The following is a 22,862-nucleotide window of genomic DNA, read 5'->3' as shown; positions in this document are numbered from 1 at the left end:
CTCTCTCAGAACTGCAGATTGAACGAGGTGGTGAAGCGGTCCGACATCCCCGCGCGGTCGCTGCGCGTCGATCGGCCGAGTTCGAGCGTCACATTGGCGCTGGTCTGGCTCGCGCGCGGCGCGATCCCCATGCGGATGCCCAGGCCATAGGCTGCGCCCGACACCCATTCGCGCTCGAGAATGGTGGGCCGGGCATTGTTCACCGCACCGCCCGCGACAAAGGCATAGGGGACCGCGAGCATTGCCGCGCGTGCGCCCGCGAAGGTTCCGGAAAACGGCGCCTGAACCTCGCCGCGCGTCAGCAACCCGGCATCCCCCAGCATCGCGCCGGATTCCATCGCCGACAGGCCGTTCGGGCCGGTCAGCCCGATCCGCTCGGCATTGGGCAGCGCAATCCCGAACGAGGTCTGCGCCTGGCTGCGGAGCGCGAGCGCGAAGTGACGGCCGACGGGCTGCGCATAGTCGACGGTGACGAGCAGCGACCGGAAATCGGGGCGCGCGCCCTGGCGCGACAGCGGTATCCGGCTCGCCGCCGCATCGGCGGGCGTACGCGCGCCGAACGCGTCAAGCCCGGCCGACAATGTGGTCAAGAGCGTCAGCGTCGCACCGTCGGCCGAACGCAGCCGCAGGTCGTTGCTCAGCCGGACGACGCGCAGCCGGTCGCGGGCCAGCGCGATCGGCTTGACCGCCCCCAAATAGTCGAGCGTCTCGCGCGACATGTCGAAGCCCAGCGAGACGCTGTCGTTGAGCGCCTGGCTGCGCACCAGCGGATAGCTCGCACGCGCCGCGAGCCGGGAGAAGTCAGACCCCAGCGGCGGCTCGAAACGCGACGTTCGCGGCGTCGCACGCGACGCGCTGTATTCGACGTTGAGCGTCAGCCCATCGATACCCACCGGCAGTACATATCCTGCGGCGAGCGCCCGGTTGCGGGGTCGCGCGCCGGTATAGTCGCCCTCGAACGGCTGGCCGTTGGCGCGCAGATAGATCAGCTCGCCCATCCCCAGCACCGAGTTCAGGTTGATGCCGAGCCCATAGCTTTCGTTGCCGAACGCCGCCGACAGGCCGTTGTCCATCGAAACGATGCCGCCGACCGGGCGATAGCGCGCCTCGATCACCAATTGGCTGCCCCCCGGCCTGGTGCCTGCGGCCAGCGTCGAGCGCAGCATCACCCCGGGCGTATCCCCGGCGAGCAGCAGTCGCCGCTCGATCTCGCGGTAGCCGATCCCCGGCCGCCCGATCAGCGGCGCAAGCACCGCCGCGACGCGCCCGCGCACCGCCCGCGGCAGCGACTGCGTATCGATCGTCTCGATAAACCCGTCGATCAGCGCCAGCCGCAGCGTCTGGCCATCCTCGATGCGCTGTTCAGGCACCAGCACGCGCACCAGCACGCGGCCTTCTGCCGCGGCATCCGCCTCAAGCTGACGTGCCGCGCGAAAGATGTCGGCCGCGCTCACCCGTCGGCCGATCAGGGCCGCACGCGCTCGCGCGATTGCCGGATCCAGCGCCGGCGGTGCACCCTCGACCACGACGTCGTTCAGCAACACGTGATATTGCTCGGCATCGGCGGGCAGCGCCGCCGCCGCCGGCCCGGCCAGCTTCAGCGCGGCGCCGTCGCGCTGGATCTGCGGCTGAAAGCTCGGCGGGGTCAATTGAGACGCAGTCTGCGCAACGGCCGGCAACACGCACACGCCGAAACCGGCCCCCAGCAGCGCGCACGCCAAAGCACCGCGCGAAGCCGCGCGTCGAAACTGCAACATGGACAATGATCCCCACTCAACTGACGCGATCGAGCCGCCCGCTCCCCGGCCGGCTCGACGCGTCGCAACGCGCCGATGCCAGTCAGGCGTAATCGCCACCCCTCCCCGGGAAAGCGCCGCCGCTTGCAGGGTTCAGCACGGCCTGTTGCGCAGGCGTAAGCGCAGTCGCCCGCCCAAGGTCAACCGATCGGCACGATTTGAGACGGAATGTAATTATATTGAGACAGATATCGCATTCGCGTGCCGACTGCGACACGACAACATGCATCCAACACGTAACGCCGGCCCCTTGAGCCCGCACCTCATGCCGAACGCTGGGTCATGACGCGCTCGCGTACTCGGCGACAAGCGCGTCCCAGGAGATGCCGGAGCGAGAAATCCGATTCAACCTTGCCGTTAATTTGGCTCGTGATCAGTCGCGAGGCGCGTCCAATGGATTCGCCTCTTCGAAGCCGCCGACGACGCTCGACGCGACCAGCATCGCCGTCTCGGGCCTGGGCAACTGGATCAACGCCCAATCCCTCGACAGCAACGCACTGGCGCTATAGCCCGACGGAAGCAGCGGTGCCGCGGTGATGCGCAGATGGCCGGCGATATAGCTGATCGCATAGTTGCCGCTTGCATCGAGCGTACCGCGCAGGATCGGGTAGAGACCCGGCATCGATGCGCCGTCCGCCGCGACAGTCAACGCGCCGCGGAGTTGATCGCCGTTGACCAGTCCGCCGCCACCGATGCGATAGGTAAGGGGCGGATTCGGCGTACCGGTCATGCGCGTGAGATCGTCGGCCGTGATGGTGATTGGCCGCGGCGTCACCGTCAGGCCGCCGCTCCGCATCGCGTAGCGGATGGAATAGTTGGAAAGCCCCGTCCCGACCGCCTCCGACGCTGAAAGGTCGTAGCGGCCCACTCCGGACATCGCGCCTGCCGAGGACGATAGCCGAACGCTGGTAATGACGTCGCCGTTCACAAGATTGTCGCCGGTTGCCGATCCGCGCGACGGGTTGTCATCGCCATAGCTGCGCGTGAGTGCGTCGGCGGTAATGGTGATCGGGCGGGGCGTCACGGTAAGGCCGTTGGCGCGGGTGACATAGCTGATCACATAGTTAGCGAGGCCGTTGCCGATCGCGCTGCTCGCGGACAGGTCATAGACGCCGACACCGCTGCGCCCGTCGGCAGTTGTGACCAGCGCCACGCTCGTGATCGTGTCGCCGTTCACCAGGTTGTCCGCCGTTGCGCTGCCGCGCGCCGGGTTGGCGTCGCCGTAAATCCTGGCCACCGCATCCGGCGTGATCGTCAGGGCACGTGGCGTAATGCTGAGGATCGAGCCCGTGTAGCTGATCGCGTAATTGGTGTTGGCAAGCGTGCCCTGCCCGATTGCGTAATCGCCGACGCCGCTGCCGATCCCGGCACCGGTCGCGAGTGCGCCGCCCAGCGTGTCGCCGTTGACAAGTCCGAGCCCGCCGACCTGATAGGTCAGCACCGGATTGGCGTCGCCATAGGTACGGCTGATCGGATTGGCGGTGACGGTGATCGCGCGCGGAGTGACGGTCAGACCGCCGAGGCGGGTGGCATAGCTGATCGAATAGTTGGCGAGGCCGTTGCCGATCGCGCTGCTCGCGGACAAGTCATAGACGCCGACACCGCTGCGCCCGTCGGCAGTTGTGACCAGCGCCACGCTCGTGATCGTGTCGCCGTTCACCAGATTGTCCGCCGTTGCGCTGCCGCGTGCCGGATTGGCGTCGCCGTAAATCCGGGCCACCGCATCCGGCGTGATCGTCAGGGCACGTGGCGTAATGCTGAGCAACGAGCCCGTGTAGCTGATCGCGTAGTTGGCGTTGGCGAGCGTGCCTTGGCCGATCGCATAATCGCCGACGCCGCTGCCGATCGCGGCACTGGTCGCGAGTGCGCCGCCCAGCGTGTCGCCGTTGACAAGTCCGAGCCCGCCGACCTGATAGGTCAGCACCGGATTGGCGTCGCCATAGGTACGGCTGATCGGATTGGCGGTAACGGTGATCGCGCGCGGGACGACGGTCAGACCGCCGAGACGGGGCGCATAGCTGATCGAATAGTTGGCAAGACCGTTGCCGATCGCGCTGCTCGCAGACAGGTCATAGACGCCGACACCGCTGCGCCCGTCGGCAGTTGTGACCAGCGCCACGCTCGTAATCGTGTCGCCGTTCACCAGGTTGTCCGCCGTTGCGCTGCCGCGCGCCGGATTGGCGTCGCCGTAAATCCGGGCCACCGCATCCGGCGTGATCGTCAGGGCGCGCGGCGTAATGCTGAGCAACGAGCCCGTGTAGCTGATCGCGTAGTTGGCGTTGGCGAGCGTGCCTTGGCCGATCCTATAATCGCCGACGCCGCTGCCGATCGCGGCACTGGTCGCGAGTGCGCCGCCCAGCGTGTCGCCGTTGACAAGTCCGAGCCCGCCGACCTGATAGGTCAGCACCGGATTGGCGTCGCCATAGATGCGGCTGATCGGATTGGCGGTGACGGTGATCGCGCGCGGGGTGACGGTCAGACCGCCGAGGCGGGTGGCATAGCTGATCGAATAGTTGGCGAGGCCCGTTCCACTCGCCGCGGAGCCGACGAGATCATAGGCGCCCACGCCCGAACCGCGATCCGCCCGCGAGGACAGCGCCACGCTCGTGACTGTATCCCCATTGACCAAATTGTCACCTGTCGCCGAGCCGGTTGCCGGGTTGGCGTCGCCATAGACGCGCGAGACGGCGTCGGGCGTGATCACCAGCGCGCGCGGCGTGATCGTCAGCAGCCCGGGGCTCGCAAAGGCCAAGCCATAGCCGCTCTGCGAGGTCAGCGTGCCGAGCGACGCCGTGATCACATAGCTGCCGATGCCGGTACCCGCCGCTACCGAGCTCAGCAGCGGCGCGCCGGCAAAGGCGCTCGCCGGGGTGTCGCCCACAAACGCGCCGCTCACGCCTGCCTGCAGCCCCGACACCGACCAGGCCGAGCCCAGTAGCGGCACCTCGCCATAGACGCTGCTCGCCGAAGTCGAAGAGAAGGTGAGCGTCGGCTGGAGTGCGAACAGGTAGCGATTGCCGCTCGCGGTCACGCTGCCCGGAGTCAGCGTGGCATAGGTCGCATTCCAGATCGCGGTGTTTCCGCTGTCGAGATTGTTGAAATTGCTCCCGACCGGCGCGCTCGCATAGACCAGCCAGCGGCCGCCGTCGGACACGGCAATCGCGGTGCTCCCGCGGCTGTTCAGGAAATTGCCTGCGGCCGACAGCACCACGTCGGCACCGGCACCCGCCGCAACGCGACCGGACGCACCGATCGTCAGGTTGCCGCCGGACAGCAGTGTCGTGCCGCCGGTTGCGCTTGCCACCCCCGAAACGGTCAAATCGCCCGCCGAGACCACGCCCAGCCTGCCGCCGACCGTGCTGGCGCCCAGACTCGTCGCCCGGGCGTTGACCAGCGTCGCGTCGGCATTTGCCCCCGTCGTGCCGATTGTCACGGTGCCGGTCAGCAGATTGTTTGCACCGAGGGTGATTCTGCCCCCGCTCGCGGTGTTGCTGAAGCTCGACGCCCCGGCGACGGTGAGCACATCGTTCTGGGTCAGGTCACCCGACAGAACCGTGACCGCCAGCCCCCCGCCGATGCTCGCGGCGCCGAGGAGCGTCGCCCGCCCATTGGTCAGGCTCGCATTTCCAGTGCCGGGCGTGATGAGCGAAACCGCGCCGACAAGCTGATTGGCCGCGTTGCCCAGCGTGATCGAGCTGTTGCCGCCGATCGCCGTCAGCGTCGTCGTGCCGGACACCGACAGCGCCCCGGTCTGGGTGATCGCGCCTGTCGAGCCGACCGCATAGCCTCCGACGATCGTTGAAGGTCCGAGCAGCGTCGCGCGCCCATTGACCAGCGATGCGTCGCCCCCGGCGGTGTTGATCGAGACGGCGCCGGTGAGCATGTTGGCGCTGCCGAGCGTGACGCCCCCCGTGCTGGCCGTGATTGATGCAGTCCCGCCCACCGTCAGGGCTCCCGACTGGCTCACCGCGCCGGCGGAGCTGACGGTCAGGTTACCTGTTACGCCTGTCGCGCCGAGTGTCGTCGCCCGCGCGTTGTTCAAAACGGCGTGCGCATTGGTGCCTGTCGTCGACAGCGACACCGCGCCGCCGAACAGATTGTTCTGCGACAGCGTGATCGTCTGCCCGCTGGCTTGGGTCGTGAACGAGGCCGTGCCGGCGACGCTCAGGACGCCGTTCTGTGTAATGCTGCCCGCCGTGCGGTCGGTAACGCTCAGGTTGCCGCCAATCGTCGACGCGCCCAGAAGCGTCGCCCGGCTGTTGACCACCGTCGCATTGGCACCCGCCGCGGTGCTGAACTGGATGGCGCCGAAGAACTGGTTGCTGTTGCCCGCCAGCGTGATCGCCCCGCTGGCCGCGGCGAAGTTCGCCGTCCCGGTCACCGTCAGCGCCCCGTTCTGCGTGACCGCACCGGCGGAATCGAGGCGAAGCGATCCCTGAACGTTCGACGCGGCGAGCTGGGTCGCGCGGCCGTTGGTCAGGCTGACGCTGCTCCCAGTGCCCGATGCGCTCAGAGCCACCGCGCCGATTAGCTGATTGTCCTGGCCGAGCAGGATCGTCGCGCCGGCGCCCGTGCTGCTGAAGCTCGAATTGCCCGTCACCGCCGCGACGCCGGTCTGGTTCAGGTTTCCGCCGCTGCTGACGGCCAGGTTGCCGCCTACCGACACCGCGCCGAGCGAGAGTGCGCCCGCATTGTTGAGTGTCGCATGCGTGGTGGTGGACAGCGACACCGGGCCGCTCAGCTGGTTCGCACCGTCCAGCGTGATCACCCCCGCGCTTGAAAATCCGGCGGTGCCGGCAACGTTCAGCGTGCCCGTCTGCCCGATTGCACCGGTCGACGCGACCGCCAATTTGCCGCCGATCGTGGACGCGCCCAACTGGGTCGCGATCGAGTTGGTCAGCGTCGCATCGCCGCCCGCCCCGGTGCTTAGGCTCACCGTGCCGACGAGCTGGTTGGCGCTCGAATCGAGCACGAGGCCGCCAGCCGCATTCAGCACCGTCGCGCCGCCCACGGTGGCCGACCTTGTCTGCGTGAGGCTATTCGCGGTCAGCGACAGCGAAGCCGCGTTGATCCCCTGCAGCAACCCGGCCGTGCCGATGTTCAACGCGCGCCCGCTGACGAGCGTGATCGCCCCCGCATCGGCCGCGAGCTGCCCGATCAGATTGCCGGCCGTCCCGAACGTGAAGCTCCCGCCGCGCAGCGCGAGATTGTCGACCGTGATCGTCCCGGCGGTCTGAGTCACCGCGCCGCCATTCGCGATTAAAACAGTCTCGGCGCGCAACGACTGGTCGAATGCGAAAGTCGGCGCCGTGAGGTCGAACGCGCGGAAACCGAGGCTGTCGATCACCGTCTGCGCCACGCTGTTGCTGCCGATCGCCGTTGCCAGCCCGGCCGAGGCGCTCGACAAGGTGGATGCGGAGGTGCCGATGTCGAGCGTTCCGCCATAGAGCGACACCGGCCCAAGCGTCGCCCCTACAAGCCGGTAGGCCGCCGCGTTGCCCGTATAGGCGAGCAGCTGGCTGCCCTCGGTCAGCGTGTCGAAGAACAGCAGATAGGCGCCGTTCGCGTCGGTCATGGTCGACTGGAGACCGGTACCGTCGACCTGGACGTTGACGGTCGTTCCCGCTCCCACCGGCGCGCCGCCGGCACCATTGTAGCGATAGCTGCTATAGACGGTACCGCGGACCACCCCCGGCTGCCACAGCAGGAACGGAGTCGACTGGCCGGGAACGATCCCCCAGACCGACGCGCCGAAGCCACCGGGAAGCGCAGTGCGAAGTTGAGTCGTGGTAAGCCCGGTCAGCCCCGCCGCCAGCCCGGCCGCATCATAACCGGTCGCGGCAAGACCGCCGGCGACATCGGTGCTCCAATAGGAATCGGTGGCGGTACCCTGATCGGAATAGGCGACGAATGCGCCGCTCCAGCTCGGGTTCCCGCCCGTTACCGGCGAGATCGAATAGCTCCGCGCGATCCTTCCGTTGCTCAGCCCGACAAGGCCGCCGGTATAACAATAACAGCCCGGCGCTCCGGTGACGCTGCCCGACGAATAGGCGTCGGTGATCTCGCCATAATTCTCGCCGACCAGCCCCCCGACACCATAGCCCTGGCCGGTCACCGCCCCGGTCGAGTAGGCGCTAATGACGCTGCCGCCTGCATCGATGAGGCCGACCAGCCCGCCCACCTTGAAGTCCGCGCTGACGACGCCCTTGTTGTACGACTCTGTGACGGTGCCGGCATAAAGCCGGCCGATCAGGCCGCCGACGTCATAAAAGCCGCTGACCGTTCCCGCGCGGTAGTGGGAACCGCTGACCTGCGCACCAAAGGCGGCATCGGCCCCTTGGCCGCCGTTCGCTCCGACCAGCCCGCCCACGTCCATATATCCAGTCACGTTTCCGCTGGCATAGGAACCGGTGATCGACGCGCTGGCTCCATCCGCTCCGTTGAAGCCCACCAGACCGCCGACCGAGAATTGGCCGATAACTGTACCAGTGGCATAGGAACCGCCGATGACGCCCTGGTTGGCGCCGACCAGACCGCCCACATTCCGAGTGCCGACGCCCGCCGGGTCTGCGCTCGCCAGAATGGCGCCGCTGGCGTGCGACGCGGTGATCGTGCCGGCGTTGCTGCCGACGAGCCCGCCCAGATTGTTGTTGTAGGCACCTGTGATCGGCGTCACGTCGCCCGTCGCATAAGCGGCCGAAATCGAGCCGAGGTTCAGTCCGGCCAGGCCGCCCGCCGATTGGCTGCCATAGACGTGTCCGACCGCGTAGGAATTGGTCAGCGTGCCCCCGTTCAAGCCGACCAGACCGCCCGTATATGCGCCGGTGTCCCCGTTGACCGTCACATCGGCCCACGAGCCGTCGATCGTCCCGGACGAGAGACCGACGAGCCCGCCGACCGATGTGCCGGTGACGGTGCCGGTCACGGAGGAATTGGATATCGCCGAACTGTTGCCCGCGCCGACCAGCACGCCGACGCTATACCCGCCGACAACATTTGCGCCGGTCAGGTGTACGTTGCGGATCGTCGCATCGGCGGAACCGAACAGGCCGATCGAGCCGACATCCGGACGATTGATCGTCAGTCGGGAAATGGTGAAGCCCTGGCCGTCGAAAACGGCGCTTTGATAGGACGTGCCGCGATCGGCGCCGCCGATCGGCATGAACCCGGCGCCGCCGTTCCACGACGCGGTGCCGCTCGCATCGATATTGGCGCCCAGGTTGAAGCTGTCGCTGAGATAGGTGCCGATGCCCTGGAGCCCATAGACGTCGACCACGGTGTAGGGCGTCGCCGCAGCGCCGCTGCCGCCCGTCACGCGCAGAAAGGTGGCGTCGCTCCCGATGCGGAAATCGCCGGCGCTGAAGGCCGGCAGGCTGGCGCTTTTCTGGCTCCAGTTCCCCGAATTGAGCACGAAGGTGCCGACCGACACCGCGCCGCCGGCGGTGATGCTCGAGCCGATGCCGGCATTCAGCGTCAGTCCGCCATTGGCGGCGGTGACCGCCGCGTTCAAGGCGATGCTCTTCGCCGCTTTCAGCGTCAGCATGCCGGCGCTCGACCAGTTCAGCGCCGCCGTCACGGTGATGTTGCCGGTCTGGGTACCCGCGCTGCCGGTCGACACCGTCACATTGGCGGAGGCGAGCGCGTTGGTCAGCGCGGTCACGTTGATGACACTGTTGTTGCCGGTCGCGGTGAAACCGCTCTGGTTGGAATTGCTGCCGGTCGAGATCGTCACATTATATGGATCGAGCAGCAGCGTACCGAAGCGGCTGCCGCGCAAGTCGGCGCTGCCTCGATAATCGAGCAACGCCTTGCCCGAAACCTCGGCATCGCCACCGGCACCGCCGCCGGCACCGGCGGCACGCACCGTGCCGGCGAAGCGCGTGTCCGCGTCTGACCAGAGCACGACCGTTCCACCATCGCCCGCACGCGTCGCGTCTGCACGGAGCACGCTGGCCGCATCGACGCTGAGCGTCGTCGCACGCATCAGCGTGCCGCCACCCTGCCAGTCGCCGCCGATCCGGATCGCGCCCCCGCCCGCGCCACCCGATGCGTCCAGCGTCGCCCCGGCGAGTACGACGTCGCCGCCGGTGACGGTAATCGTTCCGCCGCTCTGCGTCGCGCTGGCCGCATCGAGCACGCCCGAGACATTGACGATTCCCCGCGCGGCGCTGCGCGCGTCGCCGGTGGTCAGGACGATGTCTCGCGCCGTGATGCGTCCGGCCACGGCGATTCCCGTTGCCGGCACCGCCACTTGCAGGAAGCCGTCTCCGCCGAGGTCCAGCGCCTGCCCGCCGTTGGCGCCTAAAGGCTGCAGCCGCGCGCGCACCAGCCCGGTGCCCTCCCCGCTGAGCGCCGCCGCGAACCCACCCTTCAGGAAATCGACCGCCTTGTCCGGCCGCTGCCCCGTTACGGTCAAGACGTCCGATCCGGCCATGAACTCGGCATCGGCGATATCCAGCGTCGAGGCGGTGAAGCCCGCGGCGTTCACGCTGCCCGTCTTGGTGATCAGGATGCCGTTGGGGTTGATCAGGAAGACCCGGCCGTTCGCGTTGATCTGCCCTGCGATCTCGCTGCTGGCGCTGCCGGTCACGCGGTTGAGCAACGCCGACGATGCGCTGGGCTGACGGATGTCGACGCGCCCGCCTTCGCCGACCGAGAAGCGCTGCCATTCAATGATCGCACGATCGGTGCCCTGGGTGATCGTCAACCGCCCGGGCGCCTGCGTCTCGATCGTCGCGGTTCCGGCACGCACCGCGCCGCCTGAGGGCAGGTCCTGCGCAAACGCAGCGGCCGGGTAAAGCGCGGAAGTGGCGAGCAGCGCCAGCGATAGCTTGTTCATGGCAGCGTTCCGATCAGAAGCGGGTCAACAGGGAAAAGGACAGGCGGTCGGGCCTGTACCCGGCCACGTGCGCGCGGCCATATTCGACCGTGACGGACAGGTCGGGCGCGCCGCGTGACTGGCCGGCGATCCGTAGCCCGACACCATAGGCAAGGGCCTGGGTGACGCGCCGCTCGACCGCCGTCGGCTGCTCCAGCCGCACTGCGCCCTGCGCCGCGAAGACATAGGGTGAGAGCCGCGCCGACCAGCCCGCGCGGTCGACGCTGTATGGCGCGCGCGCCTCGACCCGGACGACATGGCCGGCATCGCCCTGCAGCGCACCCGAGGGCAGCGGCGAGATCGCATCCGGCCCGGCGATGCCGAACTGCTGCGAATTGAGCAGCGCCTCCCCGAAACTCGTCTGCGCGCGCGCACTCAGATTCAGCGAAAGATGCGCCGCAAAGGGCTGTTCGATCCGCGCTGATACCTCAAGCTTGCGATAATCGGCGTCGCCACCGGCACGCGACAGCGGTAGTATCGCGCTGGCATCGGCTGCGGATCGCGCGCCCAGGCCGTCGATCCCGAACGAAGCCTCTGCCCGCGCCGTCGCCACGCCCCCTCCCGACAGCCATGCGGCGAAATCGGTCGCGATGCGCAGGCTGCGCAGGCGGTCGCTGGAGATCGGCAAGCTGAGCGGTTCAATGATCCGCACGCGTTCGTTCTCGGCGTCGAACCGCCCCTCCAGCCCGACCGACAGCGCCCGCCGGCGCACCAGCGGATAGCGTAACGATATCGCCAGCCGCCGATAGCGGCTGGCGAATCCCGGCAGGGTCGCGACATGGCGCGGTGCCGTGCGCGCATCGGTGAACTCGGCACGCAGCGTCAGCCCGTCACCGCCGAACGGCAGGATCGTCCCCACGGCCAGGGCCCGGTTGCGGGGCGTCGCGTCGAGCATGCTGGTGCCGTTGCCGATATTGGGCAGTCCCGACGCCCGCAGATAGAGGAGTTCGCCGGCCCCCAGCACCGAATTGAAATCGACTCCCGCTGCGAATGCCGTCCGCCCCAATGCCGAAGACAGGCTGTTGTCGACGGCAACGAACCCGGTCACGGGATGCCAGGCGCCGTCGATCCGGAGCACCGTTCCGCCTTGACGCACCCCCGCCGAAAGCGTCGAGCGCAGCGTCAGCCCGGGGACGTCTGCCGCCAGGGTCAGCCGCCGCTCGATCTCGGCAAGGTCAAGATCTGCCCGCCCCTCGATTCCGGCGAGCAACGCCGCGACCCGAGCGCGCACCGGCGCGGGCACGCCCGACAGTTGGACACGCTCGACGAACCCTTCGACCACGACGATGCGAAGCACCGCCCCGTCGGCCATTTCCTGGCGTGGCACCAGCACGCGCACGAGCACGCGGCCGGCGCGTGCTTCGGCGGCTTCGGCACGGCGTGCGGCCGCGAAGATCTCGGCAAGCGACACGCGCTTGCCCGTCAGCCGCGCGCGCAGCGCCGCCGCCGCATCGGGCGCCAGTCTGCCGCCGATCACCTCAACCCTTGCCGGCGTTATGAATATCCGCTCTGCCCCTTCGGGCACCTCCAGCGTGTCGGTCGGAAGTGCCAGCGGCGCCCGCACCGGGGCGCGCTCGGCGGGCGCGAAGCTGGGCGGCGTGATCTGGCTCGCGGTCTGCGCCAGCGCAGGCGCCGGCAGCGCGGCGCCGGCCAGCAACGCCGCACAGGTTGCTGCGCGTTTCCTCTTCGATCCCACCGACGGTCCCCCCTCCCCGTGCAGGACCGCGCGAACCGAATTCGCCGACCTGCAAGCCCCTGATATGTGCAGGTCGGCTGGATCGGCATATCGCTAGAAATAGCGACATTACGGATGAGAAACCATGTTAGGCAGGCTTACTGCCGGGGAGAGTATATGTCCGACACCGCAGCGATGGCGTCGATCCGTGTGGCCCTTGTCGAGGACGACATTTCGTTCCAGGACAGTTTCGTCGCAGCAATCGAAGCTGCGGAGGATCTGTCGCTCGCCGGAACCGCACACAGCGTCGCGCAGGCACTCGCCTTGTTGGGCGGGGCTCCGGCCGATGTTCTGGTTGTCGATCTGGGGCTTCCCGACGGGTCGGGTATCGACGTCATTCGGGCCGCCCATCTCGCCTGGCCCGATTGTGGGATCATGGTCAGCACCACGTTCGCGGACGATCGTCACGTGATCCGCTCGATCGAGGCAGGCGCAGCGGGCTATCTGCTGAAGGACAGCTCGGCCCAGACGATGGCGCAGGAGATTCGCTGTCTCCATTCGGGCGGCAGTCCGATCAGCCCGCGCATTGCCCGGCGGATTCTGCTGCGGTTCCGCCCCACCGAACCGCAGCCGCCCGAGCCGCAACCGCCCGAACCGCTCGCCACACCGCTGTCACCGCGCGAGCGCGAGGCATTGGAACTGATCACCAAGGGTTTCAGCTATGACGAGATCGCCGAACTGATGGGGGTTTCGCGCAACACCGTGATGACCTTCGTCCGCCGCATCTACCAGAAGCTTGAAGTCAAATCGAAGGCGGAGGCGATCTTCGAAGCGCGGAGCCATGGAATTCTCTAGGAACCTGCGGACCTATGCGATCGTCGTGGCGGCAGTGGCTGCACTGGTGGCGCTCGTCTATTGGGCCAGCCGGCCAGCCGGGGTTCACCTCGACCGTGCCGAGGTGCTCGTCCAATATGGCGAAGGCTATGCTCGCCCGCCGTCGACGATCGATTCGGCGCGGATCGCGGGCACCTGGCACGCCGTGCACATGCCCTATGCCCCGCGGCCGGAAATCCTGCCCAGCCGACCGGCCGACCTGAGCGTCACGCCCACACAGACGACCTGGTACCGCTTTCGCCTGCCTGCCGGCGCCAGGCTTCCGGCCGAGGCCTATCTCTATGTGCCGCGCTGGAAGTCCGATGGGGAACTTGCGATCTACGTTAACGGTCGCCTCCATTATCAGTCGCACGCCAACCTTCAGTGGAACGGATCCAACCTGCCGCTATGGATCGCGTTCGACGACACCGCCGATGCAGCCCCCCCGCGAGAGATCGTTTTCCGGCTGTGTCATGTGCGCGGCATCGGCGGGGCGCTGTCGAGCCTGTGGGTGGGCGGATATGGCGCAGTCCGGCCGGCCTATATGGTGCGCAACTTCTTCCAGGCCGAGCTTCCCTATCTGAGCAGCGCGGCATTTCTCGCCACCGGGTTCTTCGCACTGTTCGTCTGGATGAAGCGTCGGCGCGAGACGCTGTACCTGCTGTTCTTCTCCATGTCGGTCGTCACCTTCCTGCGATGCATGCAAAGCTATTTGGGGATCGACCGGATGCCGATCTCCGATGCGTGGTTCGGATGGATCACGGTCAACTCGGCAATGTGGATGATCGTCAACGTCCACCTCTTTCTGGTGCGCGTCCACAATCACCGCCAGCCGGTGCTGAGCGGCGCGCTGATCGGCATGGCCCTGTTCTTCGGCCTGCTCACCCTGCCCCTCTTCAGCGGCGGCGTGGACGCCACACTGGCGGCGCCGATGATGTATCCGGCGATGTACCTGATGGGTACGGTGATGTCGGCAAGCGGCGCGTATTGGAGCTGGCGCGCGCGCTCGGTGGAGGGGCTGGCGCTCGGCGTCTGGGGACTGATCACCATGCAGCTCGGGCTGCACGACATGCTTCTCCAGAACAACCTGGTCGATATCGAGCGGCTGTTCCTGTCCGTCTATCCTCAGATCGCGACGACGATCGCCTTCTGCCACATTCTGCTGCGCCGCTACAATGATGCGATCGCCCAGGTCGAACGATCGAATCTGATGCTCGCTGAGCGGCTGGCCGAACGCGAGGCGGAACTCCGCACCAGCCACGAGAAGCTGCGAGCGATCGAACGCCGTGAACTCATTTTCGAAGAACGCCAGCGGCTGATGCAGGACATGCACGACGGGCTCGGCTCGTCGCTCGTTACGGCGCTGCGCGTCGTCGAACACGGCAGGATCGACGCACACGAGATCGCCCAGATCCTCCGCGGCTGCATCGACGACCTGAAGCTGACGATCGATTCGATGGAGCCCACGGAAACCGACTTGCTCCTGCTGCTCGGAACGCTGCGCTTCCGGCTGCAGCCGCGTCTCGAGAGCAGCGGCATCCGGCTGCGCTGGGAAGTCGGCGATACGCCGCCGCTCGAATGGCTCGACCAGCGCCACACGCTCCACATCCTGCGCATCATGCAGGAGGCCTTCACCAATGTGATCAAGCACGCCGGCGCATCGACGATTACCGTCACGACGCAGGTGATCGGCGGATCGATCGTGATCGGCGTGACCGACGACGGCTGCGGCTTCGATCTCGCCGCCGACAGCGGCGGGCGCGGTCTGTCGAACCAGCGCCGCCGCGCCGAAGTGATCGGCGGACAAGTCAAAGTAGAACCCGGCAGCCGCGGCGGCACGACGTTCCGGCTGTTCATCCCGATCGCCAAAGACACACCGGCGAAGCGCGCGCTGCCTCACAAATGATCGCAGGGGAAAGGCCCGCCACAACGTCGAGCCGTGCGTTCCACCGGCCAGGCATCGTGGTTGAGGCTCGAACACGATCCACCGGTCTCGGACGTCCTGCTCGCGAGATGCGCGCAGCCCTTTGTGGATCATGCGATGGCCGGTTTTAGGTCCCGCCTCCCTGCGAGGCGGGACGCCAAGCGCCAGACGCAATCAGGCCCGAACAAGACCGATCGAGGCCGACGGGAGATCGCCCCGCCGGCCCCTCTCGTTTACGGGTTGCTGGGCGCTGGTGCCGCAGCGGGAGCGGCAGACGGCGCGCCCGGGATCGTCACGTCGAGCGGCTCGCGCGTATAGACGCGGAACTCGCGCCCCTGCTCGATCACGGCGCTGCGCCCGGTCACAAAGGCGCTGAACACGCCCACTGCGACGACGGCACCCACCGTCGCACCGGTATTGCCGCGGCCTTCTTGCCGGAAATGGCCGACCAGCGGCACCGAACGGCCGTTGAGGTCAAGGCTGCGAACCTCGATCTCCATCTTCGCCGACTTGCCGAACGCACCCTTGCCGGTGCGATAGGTGACAACGCCGTGCGCCGGCGTGCCGCGCGGGATCACGATGTAATTGCCCAGCATCACGTCCTGCGCCACGCTCAGAACGAACTTGTCACCTTCACGCACCTTCTTCGAGTTGATCTCGCTGTTGGTCGAGACCAGCACTTCGGTGTTCGACGGCAGAACGGCGCTGCCCCCCGGCATCACGTTCCGCGCCGTTGCCATCACCGACGACGGCGGCGCCATCGTGGCAGGAACCGCGTCGGGCTTCTTGGCTGCGTCCTGCGCATAGGCGGGCGCAACCGCCAGCAGCATCGCCGGCAGCATCAGATACTTCATGAAATCCCCCTTGAGCTTGTTGCCCAAGCGAGTCCTTATCTTCGTTCTTCACGATTCGTCGAGTTGCCGACAGGCTTTTTCAATAAAAAGCCCCTCAATGACTGTCCCATTTCGGAATATATTCGACTGTGCGAAGATTTTCATTTTCGAAACATCGCCGGAAATCCCCGACACACCGCGCGAGTATTGCCGCTGCTCGCCCTCCGATCGTCGCTGCTTTCCGTAACGTCACCCCCGCTGCCACCCACCGCCCAGCGCGCGGAACAGGTCGACCTGCGCCGCGGTGATCGCGGCATCCTGCGCCGCCAGCGCCGCCTGGGCGTCGGCAAAGGTGCGCTCGGCGTCGAGCAGCTGGAGCGAATCGATGTCGCCCTCGGCCTGGCGCGCGCGCGCGATGCGGGCCGCCGCCTCGGCCTCGTCCTTCGCCGCCTGCAATGCGGTCCGCCGGTCGAGGGCATGGGCATAGGCCGACAGCGCGGTCTCGGTCTCCTGCAACGCCGTCAGCACCGTCCCGTCGAAACGCGCCAGCGCGGCGCGACTGTCGGCCTCGGCGGCGGCGATCCGCGCACGCGCCGGCTCGGGATTGAGCGTCCACCGGATCAGTCCGCCGAGCAGCCAGTGCAGCGGCCCCGCTCCGAACAGATTGTCGAACCCGGTCCCGGTCGAACCGCCCGACGCGCCCAGCGTGATGCGGGGATAGAGGTCTGCGGTCGCGACGCCGATCCGCGCGGTCGCCGCCGCCAGGCGCCGTTCGGCCGCGCGTACATCGGGTCGCCGCGCGAGCAGCGTCGCGCCGTCGCCCACCGGAATCGGCTGGGTGAGACGCAGCGTCGTGCGCCGCGTCCGCGCGGCCTCGGGCAGCTCGGCGGGGGTCTTGCCGATCAGCGTCGCCAGCCGGAACAGCGCGGCATCGCGCTGCGCCGCCAGCGCGGGGACATCGGCCTGGCGCTGGTTGCGCAGCGCGGCGATCCGCGCGGTGTCGAGCCGCGTCGCCAGGCCCACGCTGCGCCGCCGCTGCGTCAGGTCGAGCGACTGGTCGAGCAGCGTCACGATCCGCTCGGCCACCGCCAGCCGCTCGGCGCTCGACACGGCATCGGCATAGGCACGCGCCGTCTCCGCCGCGACGATCACGCGCACCGCATCGGCATCCGCCTCGGCCGCCGCGACATCGCCGCGTGCGGCCTCGACATTGCGGCCGATCCGCCCGAACAGGTCGGCCTCATACTGGACGTTGAGCCCCAGATCGACCTGCCAGTCCTCACGCGCACCGCCGGGCGCGCGTTGCGCCTGGGTCATCCGGCCGTAATCGGCGCCCGCGCTCGCTTCGGCATTGGGCAGCCGGTCGGCCCGCGCCCCGCGCAGCACGGCGCGGCTGCGCTCGATCCGCGCCACCGCCTCGCGAATGTCGGTGTTGGCGGCAAGCGCCTGCGCGATCAGGCCGTCGAGCACGGGGTCGTCATAGAGCCGCCACCAGTCGGCATGCGGCGCGGCGGGCGTCACCGCCGGGCCGGCGGCGACAAAGCTGCCGCCGGCGCTCGCCGGGCGCGCGGGGGCGACATAATCGGGACCGGCCGCACAGGCCGAAAGCGCCAGCGCAGAGGCGGCGGACAGGAACGGGGCAAGGCGTTGCATTGCGGTGGTTCTCCCTGGCACGCCGGCGACCGGCGTTGGGGTTGCAAACGAAATGGGGGACGAAGAAACGGAGGCATCGCCGCCGCCCCCTGCCCCCGCCCCGGCACCGGGCAGAGACAGGGGGCGAACGGCGCCACACCCTATTCGGCGGGCTGGGGCATCAGCCCGGCCGGACCGTGGCTGTCACCGGCAGCATGCGTCCCGGCGGGGCGACGGCGCATCCGGCCCAGCCGCGCGCCGAGCGCCCGGCACACCACATAGAAGGTCGGCGTGAACAGCAGGCCGAAGCCGGTGACGCCCATCATCCCGAAGAACACGGCGGTCCCCAGCGCCTGGCGGAGCTCCGCGCCCGCACCGCTCGCGATCAGCAGCGGCACCGCGCCGAGGATGAAGGCGAAGCTGGTCATCAGGATCGGCCGCAACCGGTCCTGCGCCGCGCGCACTGCGGCTTCCACCGGCGACAGGCCGTCGCGGACTTCCGCCTGATGGGCGAACTCGACCACGAGGATCGCGTTCTTGGCGGCAAGCGCGATCAGCACGACCAGCCCGATCTGCGTCAGCACATTGTTGTCCATGCCGCGCAGGTTCACGCCCGCCATCGCCGCCAGCAGACACATCGGCACGATCAGGATGATCGCCAGCGGCAGCGTCAGGCTCTCATATTGCGCCGCCAGCACCAGGAAGACGAACAGCACCGCCAGCGCGAACACCAGCCCGGCCGTGCTTCCCGCCATCTTCTGCTGATAGGCGATGCCGGTCCACTCGCTCGCATAGCCGGCGGGCAGCGCGTCCGCGATCTTCTCCATCGCCGCCAGCGATGCGCCCGAACTGTAGCCGGGGGCGGTGTCGCCGTCGACTTCCACCGCCGGGAACAGGTTGTAGCGCGTCACGCGATACGGGCCGGTCTTGTTCTCGAACGTCGCCACCGAACCGATCGGCACCATCGCGCCGCTGTTCGACCGCGTCTTGAGGTTGGCGATATCGGCCTCGGTCGCGCGGAAGGGCGCATCGGCCTGTGCGGTCACGCGATAGGTGCGGCCGAGCATGTTGAAGTCGTTGACGAAAGCCGAGCCGAGATAGACGTTGAGCGCTTCGAACACGCGTTCCGGCGGTACGCCCAGCATCTCGGCCTTGCGCCGGTCGATATCGGCGAAGACGCGCGGCGTCGCGGTGTTGAAGAAGGTGTAGACCTGCTTCAGCCCCGGCGTCTTGTTCGCCTCGCCGATCAGCCCGAACGCGGTCTTGGCCAGATCGCCATAGCCGTGCTCGCCCCGGTCCTCGACCATCAGGCGATAGCCGCCCGCCGAACCGATCCCCTGGATGAGCGGCGGCGGGACCACCAGCAGCATCGCCTCGTTGATGTCGGCGGTGCGCTTGCGCGCCTCGTCCATGATGCTCGCCAGCGTGACGCCCAGCTTCTTGCGCTCCTCGAAGCTCTGCAGCGGCACGTATGCTGCGGCGCTGTTCGGGGCGAGCGTCTGCGACGGGCCGTCAAAGCCCGCGAGCATCACCGACCCCTTCACGCCGGGGATCGGCAGGATGCGCGCGACGACCTTGCGCATCACTTCATCGGTGCGTTCCAGCGACGAGCCCGGCGGCAACTGGATGACGGTCAGGAAATAGCCCTGGTCCTGCGCCGGAATGAAGCCGACCGGCGTCACCCAGAAGGTCGCCACCGTCGCGGCGATCAGCCCGGCATAGACGACCATCATCCGCTTCGGCCGGGTGACCAGCCTGTGGGTGAGGCGGGCATAGCCGTTGCTCATCCGCTCGAAGCCGCGGTTGAAGGCATCGGCCGCGCGCCCGATGGCACGCCCCACCGCCCCCTTCGCCTCGCCCTCGTGATGCTTGAGCAGCACCGCGGCGAGCGCCGGGGAGAGCGTCAGCGACACGAGCAGCGAAATGGCGGTGGCGACCGAGATCGTGACCGCGAACTGCTTGTAGAAGGCGCCCGACAGACCGTTGAGGAACAGCGTCGGCAGGAACACCGCGAACAGCACCAGCACGATCGCGACCAGCGCACCCGAAACTTCGTCCATCGAGGTGCGCGCCGCCTGAAGCGGGGTCATGCCGCGCGCGAGATTGCGCTCGACATTTTCGACCACGACGATCGCGTCGTCGACGACGATGCCGATCGCGAGCACCAGCCCGAACAGCGACAGGTTGTTGAGCGAATAGCCGAGCGGCAGCAGCACCGCCATCGTGCCGATCAGCGAGACCGGGATCGCCACCACCGGGATGATCGCCGCCCGCCACTTCTGGAGGAACACGATCACGACGAGGACGACGAGCACCACCGCTTCGCCGAGCGTATGGTACACCGCGTCGATCGACTGGGCGATGAACTCGGTGGGGTTGTAGATCACGCGATATTCGAGGCCCTTGGGGAAGGTCTTCGAAATCTCGTCCATCTCCGCCTTGATCCGCATCGCGGCGGCGAGCGCGTTCGAGCCCGGGCGCTGGAACGCGGCCAGGATCACGGTCGGCTTGTTCGAGAGATAGGTGTTCGAGGAATAGTCGGCAGCGCCGAGCTCGACGCGCGCGACGTCGCTCACGCGGACCTGGCGGCCCTCGTTATCGGTGCGGATGACGACGCGGCCGAATTCGGCCGGCGTCTTGAGCCGCCCCTGCGTCTCGACGTTGAGCTGGAAGGCGTTGCCGCTGGGTTGCGAGCCCGGCTGGCCGAGCGTGCCTGCCGCGACCTGGATGTTCTGCCCGCGCAGCGCCTGGACAATGTCGCCCGCGGTGAGGTTCAGCGCGGCGGCACGGCCGGGATCGATCCACACCCGCATCGCATAGTCGCGCGCGCCGAACATGCGCACGTCGCCCACGCCCTCGAGCCGCGCGAGGCGGTCCTTTACCTGGGTCAGCGCATAGTTGGAGATGTAGCTGCGATCGATCGAGTTGTCGGGCGAGATCAGGTTGACGACCATGAGGAAGTCGGGGCTGGTCTTGCGCGTGACGACGCCGAGGCGCTGCACTTCCTCGGGCAGGCGCGGGATCGCGACCGCGACGCGGTTCTGCACCAGCACCTGCGCGGCATCGAGGTTGGTGCCCGTCTTGAAGGTGACGGTGATCGTCACGTTGCCGTCGCCGGTCGACTGCGACGACTGGTAGAGCATGTCGTCGACGCCGTTGATTTCCTGCTCGATCGGCGCGGCGACGGTTTCCGCAACGGTCTCGGCCGAGGCGCCGGGATAGCTGGCCGTCACCGTGACCGTCGGCGGCACGATGTCGGGATATTGCGAGATGGGCAGCGCGAAATAGGCGATCGCGCCGATGATCGTGATGACGATCGCGATCACCGCCGCAAAGATCGGGCGGGTGATGAAGAAGCGTGAGAGGCGCATGGCCTTCTCCTCCTGTCGCGGGGGCACGCCGCCGCCCGCCCGTCCGCGCCACATGGTGCGGGGACGGGGGACGGCGGGGCCGGAATGGGGTGCCTGCCGCCGGGCCTGGGGCAACCCGGCGGCAGGCGTCGGTCAGCGGGCGAAGGTCGCCTGGCCCGTGACCGGGGCGGCGATGGCGGGTGCGGACGCGTTGACCACCGGCGCGATGCGGCCGGGCCGGGGCTGGACCCGGGAGCCGGGGGCGGCCATCTGCGTCCCCGCGATCACCACCTTGTCGTGCGCGGTCAGCCCGGTGCGGACGATCCGCAACCCGTCGAGCACGGGGCCGAGCGTCACCGGCTTGGGCACCACGGTGCCGTCGGCGGCAACCGTGAGGACCAGCTTGCGCGCCTGATCGGTCTGGATCGCGGCGTCGGGCACCAGCAGCGCCTGCGCCTTGCCGCCCGCGGCGAGCCGCATGTTGCCGAACATGCCCGGCGTCAGGAACAGCCCCGGATTGGCGAGCACCGCACGACCGCGGATCGTCCCCGACTTGGGGTCCAGCCCGTTGTCGGTGAAGTCGATCCGGCCCTTCCAGCGATAATCGGTCTCGTCCTGCAGGCGGATTTCGACGGGGCTGTCACCCGCCCCTTCGGCACGCGCGCGCTTGGCCTTCAGGAACAGCGCCTCGGACCCGTCGAAGGTGAAATAGATCGGGTCGAGCGCGTTGATCGTCGTCAGCAACGTGCCGCCCTGCCCCTCGCCCGCCGCGACCAGATTGCCCGGATCGACCTTGCGGTCCGAAATGCGCCCGGAAATCGGCGCGCGCACCTGCGTGAACTCGACGTCGAGCGCACGGGCACGCACCCGCGCCTCCGCCGCCGCGACTGCCGCACCGGCCGCGCGCACCCGCGCCTGCAACCGCTCGACATCGCTCTTCGACACCGCCTCGACGCTCACCAGCCGCTGCGCGCGATCGAGGTCCGAACGCGCGAGCGCCAGGTCGCTCTGCGCGCTCGCCAGCCCCGCCTTCGCCTCGGCCAGCGCCGCGGCAAAGGGGCGCGGGTCGATCGTGAACAGCAACTGGCCCTGCTTGACGATCGCGCCGTCGGTAAAGTGGATCGCGGTGACCGCGCCCGACACGCGCGGCCGCACCTCGACGGTGCGGCTCGCCTCGAACCGGCCGACATAATCGTCCCATTCGTTGACGTCGCGCGCCAGCGGCGTGGCGACGGTGACGACCGGCGGCGGCGGCGCGGCGGCGGCGGGCGCCTTGTGCCCGCTCAACGCCACACCCGCACCGGCCAGCGCCACCGGCGCCGCGACCAGCGCCAGCTTGTGCCATCCCTTCAACCGTCGCGTCGGCGCGACATCGGCGACGCGCGTCGTCGCCGTCTCGCCCTCAACGGGCGCGTGCATGTTCATGGTTCTTCCCCTGATTGAGCGCCGCGCGACCGCGGCCGATATGGTCGAGCAGCATTTCGAGCTGGTCGGTCGAATAGCCGGCGGCCAGAAAGCGGCGGATTTCGTCCGCCGGCACGCGATAGCTCTTGTGCCACGCCGCCACCGCGATGCGGCGCAGCGCCTCCAGCCGCGGATTGGCGAGCCGTGGATTGGTGCCGCGGATGCCGAAGATCAGCGCGATCGCCCGCGCCAGCAGTCCCGGCGCCTTCAGCGACGACAGCCGGTCACGCCGCGCGATCGTCACCACCTGCCATTCCAGCGTGGACAGCGTCGGCGCCGGTGCGGGCACCGCCACGGCGCCCGTGGCGCGCGCGGCGATCGCGGCCAGGCACGGATGCGACGGCTCGGACGCATCACGGCGCGGCATCGTCGTCGGCACCGGTGCCCGGGCGGCGTTGGCAAGCATGTCGGCAAGATCGAGATAGGCCATCGTTCGT

Annotated in this window: 10 protein-coding genes; 2 read left to right on the top strand and 8 right to left on the bottom strand. The window is 68.3% G+C overall.

The features are described from left to right. Window positions 1–5: 5 nt before the first annotated feature. The 3 genes from ACT3CF_RS06830 to ACT3CF_RS06820 all read right to left on the bottom strand — a co-directional run bounded on the left by ACT3CF_RS06830 (window position 6) and on the right by ACT3CF_RS06820 (window position 12,370). The gene (locus ACT3CF_RS06830) at window positions 6–1,649 is read right to left on the bottom strand and encodes a ShlB/FhaC/HecB family hemolysin secretion/activation protein (RefSeq protein WP_478421459.1); all 1,644 of its coding nucleotides are present in this window, start codon (window positions 1,647–1,649) and stop codon (window positions 6–8) included. Between the two features lie 520 nt (window positions 1,650–2,169). After that, entirely contained in the window at window positions 2,170–10,635 is an 8,466-nt protein-coding gene (locus tag ACT3CF_RS06825; RefSeq protein WP_478421458.1) for an MBG domain-containing protein, read from the bottom strand. A gap of 13 nt (window positions 10,636–10,648) precedes the next feature. Then, complete coding sequence (locus ACT3CF_RS06820; protein ID WP_478421457.1) at window positions 10,649–12,370, bottom strand: ShlB/FhaC/HecB family hemolysin secretion/activation protein; 1,722 nt, start codon at window positions 12,368–12,370, stop codon at window positions 10,649–10,651. A 156-nt stretch (window positions 12,371–12,526) separates the two neighbouring features. Here ACT3CF_RS06820 and ACT3CF_RS06815 point away from each other — a divergent pair, with 156 nt between their 5' ends. Both ACT3CF_RS06815 and ACT3CF_RS06810 read left to right on the top strand, forming a co-directional pair. After that, on the top strand, window positions 12,527–13,204 hold the full coding sequence (locus ACT3CF_RS06815; RefSeq protein WP_478421456.1) for a response regulator: 678 nt from the start codon (window positions 12,527–12,529) through the stop codon (window positions 13,202–13,204). Beyond that, the gene (locus ACT3CF_RS06810; protein WP_478421454.1) at window positions 13,191–15,128 is read left to right on the top strand and encodes a sensor histidine kinase; all 1,938 of its coding nucleotides are present in this window, start codon (window positions 13,191–13,193) and stop codon (window positions 15,126–15,128) included. The genes ACT3CF_RS06815 and ACT3CF_RS06810 overlap by 14 nt, the downstream gene beginning before the upstream one ends. Window positions 15,129–15,379: 251 nt before the next feature. Here ACT3CF_RS06810 and ACT3CF_RS06805 read toward each other — a convergent pair whose 3' ends face one another. From ACT3CF_RS06805 to ACT3CF_RS06785, 5 genes are all read right to left on the bottom strand, one after another. Continuing rightward, complete coding sequence (locus ACT3CF_RS06805) at window positions 15,380–16,000, bottom strand: hypothetical protein (protein ID WP_478421453.1); 621 nt, start codon at window positions 15,998–16,000, stop codon at window positions 15,380–15,382. Window positions 16,001–16,228: 228 nt separating this feature from the next. Then, window positions 16,229–17,632, bottom strand: a complete 1,404-nt coding sequence (locus tag ACT3CF_RS06800) for an efflux transporter outer membrane subunit (RefSeq protein ID WP_478421451.1) — start codon at window positions 17,630–17,632, stop codon at window positions 16,229–16,231. A gap of 140 nt (window positions 17,633–17,772) precedes the next feature. Then, complete coding sequence (locus tag ACT3CF_RS06795; RefSeq protein ID WP_478421449.1) at window positions 17,773–20,982, bottom strand: efflux RND transporter permease subunit; 3,210 nt, start codon at window positions 20,980–20,982, stop codon at window positions 17,773–17,775. A gap of 132 nt (window positions 20,983–21,114) precedes the next feature. Next, a complete protein-coding gene (locus ACT3CF_RS06790) occupies window positions 21,115–22,386 on the bottom strand; it encodes an efflux RND transporter periplasmic adaptor subunit (protein WP_478421448.1) in 1,272 nt (423 codons plus the stop codon). Then, a complete protein-coding gene (locus tag ACT3CF_RS06785) occupies window positions 22,364–22,855 on the bottom strand; it encodes a hypothetical protein (protein ID WP_478421446.1) in 492 nt (163 codons plus the stop codon). Before ACT3CF_RS06785 ends, ACT3CF_RS06790 begins: the two co-directional genes overlap by 23 nt. Window positions 22,856–22,862 lie beyond the last annotated feature (7 nt).

Source organism: Sphingomonas chlorellae (assembly GCF_056485145.1).
Note: the sequence above shows the minus strand (reverse complement) of the source record. Positions and strands in the feature narration are given on the sequence as shown.

What these genes read in the sequence shown, in the direction of transcription:
- ACT3CF_RS06825 (WP_478421458.1), bottom strand. Translation starts at nt 10,635, where the DNA reads ATGAACAAGCTATCGCTGGCGCTGCTCGCCACTTCCGCGCTTTACCCG.
- ACT3CF_RS06815 (WP_478421456.1), top strand. Translation starts at nt 12,527, where the DNA reads ATGTCCGACACCGCAGCGATGGCGTCGATCCGTGTGGCCCTTGTCGAG.
- ACT3CF_RS06810 (WP_478421454.1), top strand. Translation starts at nt 13,191, where the DNA reads ATGGAATTCTCTAGGAACCTGCGGACCTATGCGATCGTCGTGGCGGCA.
- ACT3CF_RS06805 (WP_478421453.1), bottom strand. Translation starts at nt 16,000, where the DNA reads ATGAAGTATCTGATGCTGCCGGCGATGCTGCTGGCGGTTGCGCCCGCC.
- ACT3CF_RS06800 (WP_478421451.1), bottom strand. Translation starts at nt 17,632, where the DNA reads ATGCAACGCCTTGCCCCGTTCCTGTCCGCCGCCTCTGCGCTGGCGCTT.
- ACT3CF_RS06795 (WP_478421449.1), bottom strand. Translation starts at nt 20,982, where the DNA reads ATGCGCCTCTCACGCTTCTTCATCACCCGCCCGATCTTTGCGGCGGTG.
- ACT3CF_RS06790 (WP_478421448.1), bottom strand. Translation starts at nt 22,386, where the DNA reads ATGAACATGCACGCGCCCGTTGAGGGCGAGACGGCGACGACGCGCGTC.
- ACT3CF_RS06785 (WP_478421446.1), bottom strand. Translation starts at nt 22,855, where the DNA reads ATGGCCTATCTCGATCTTGCCGACATGCTTGCCAACGCCGCCCGGGCA.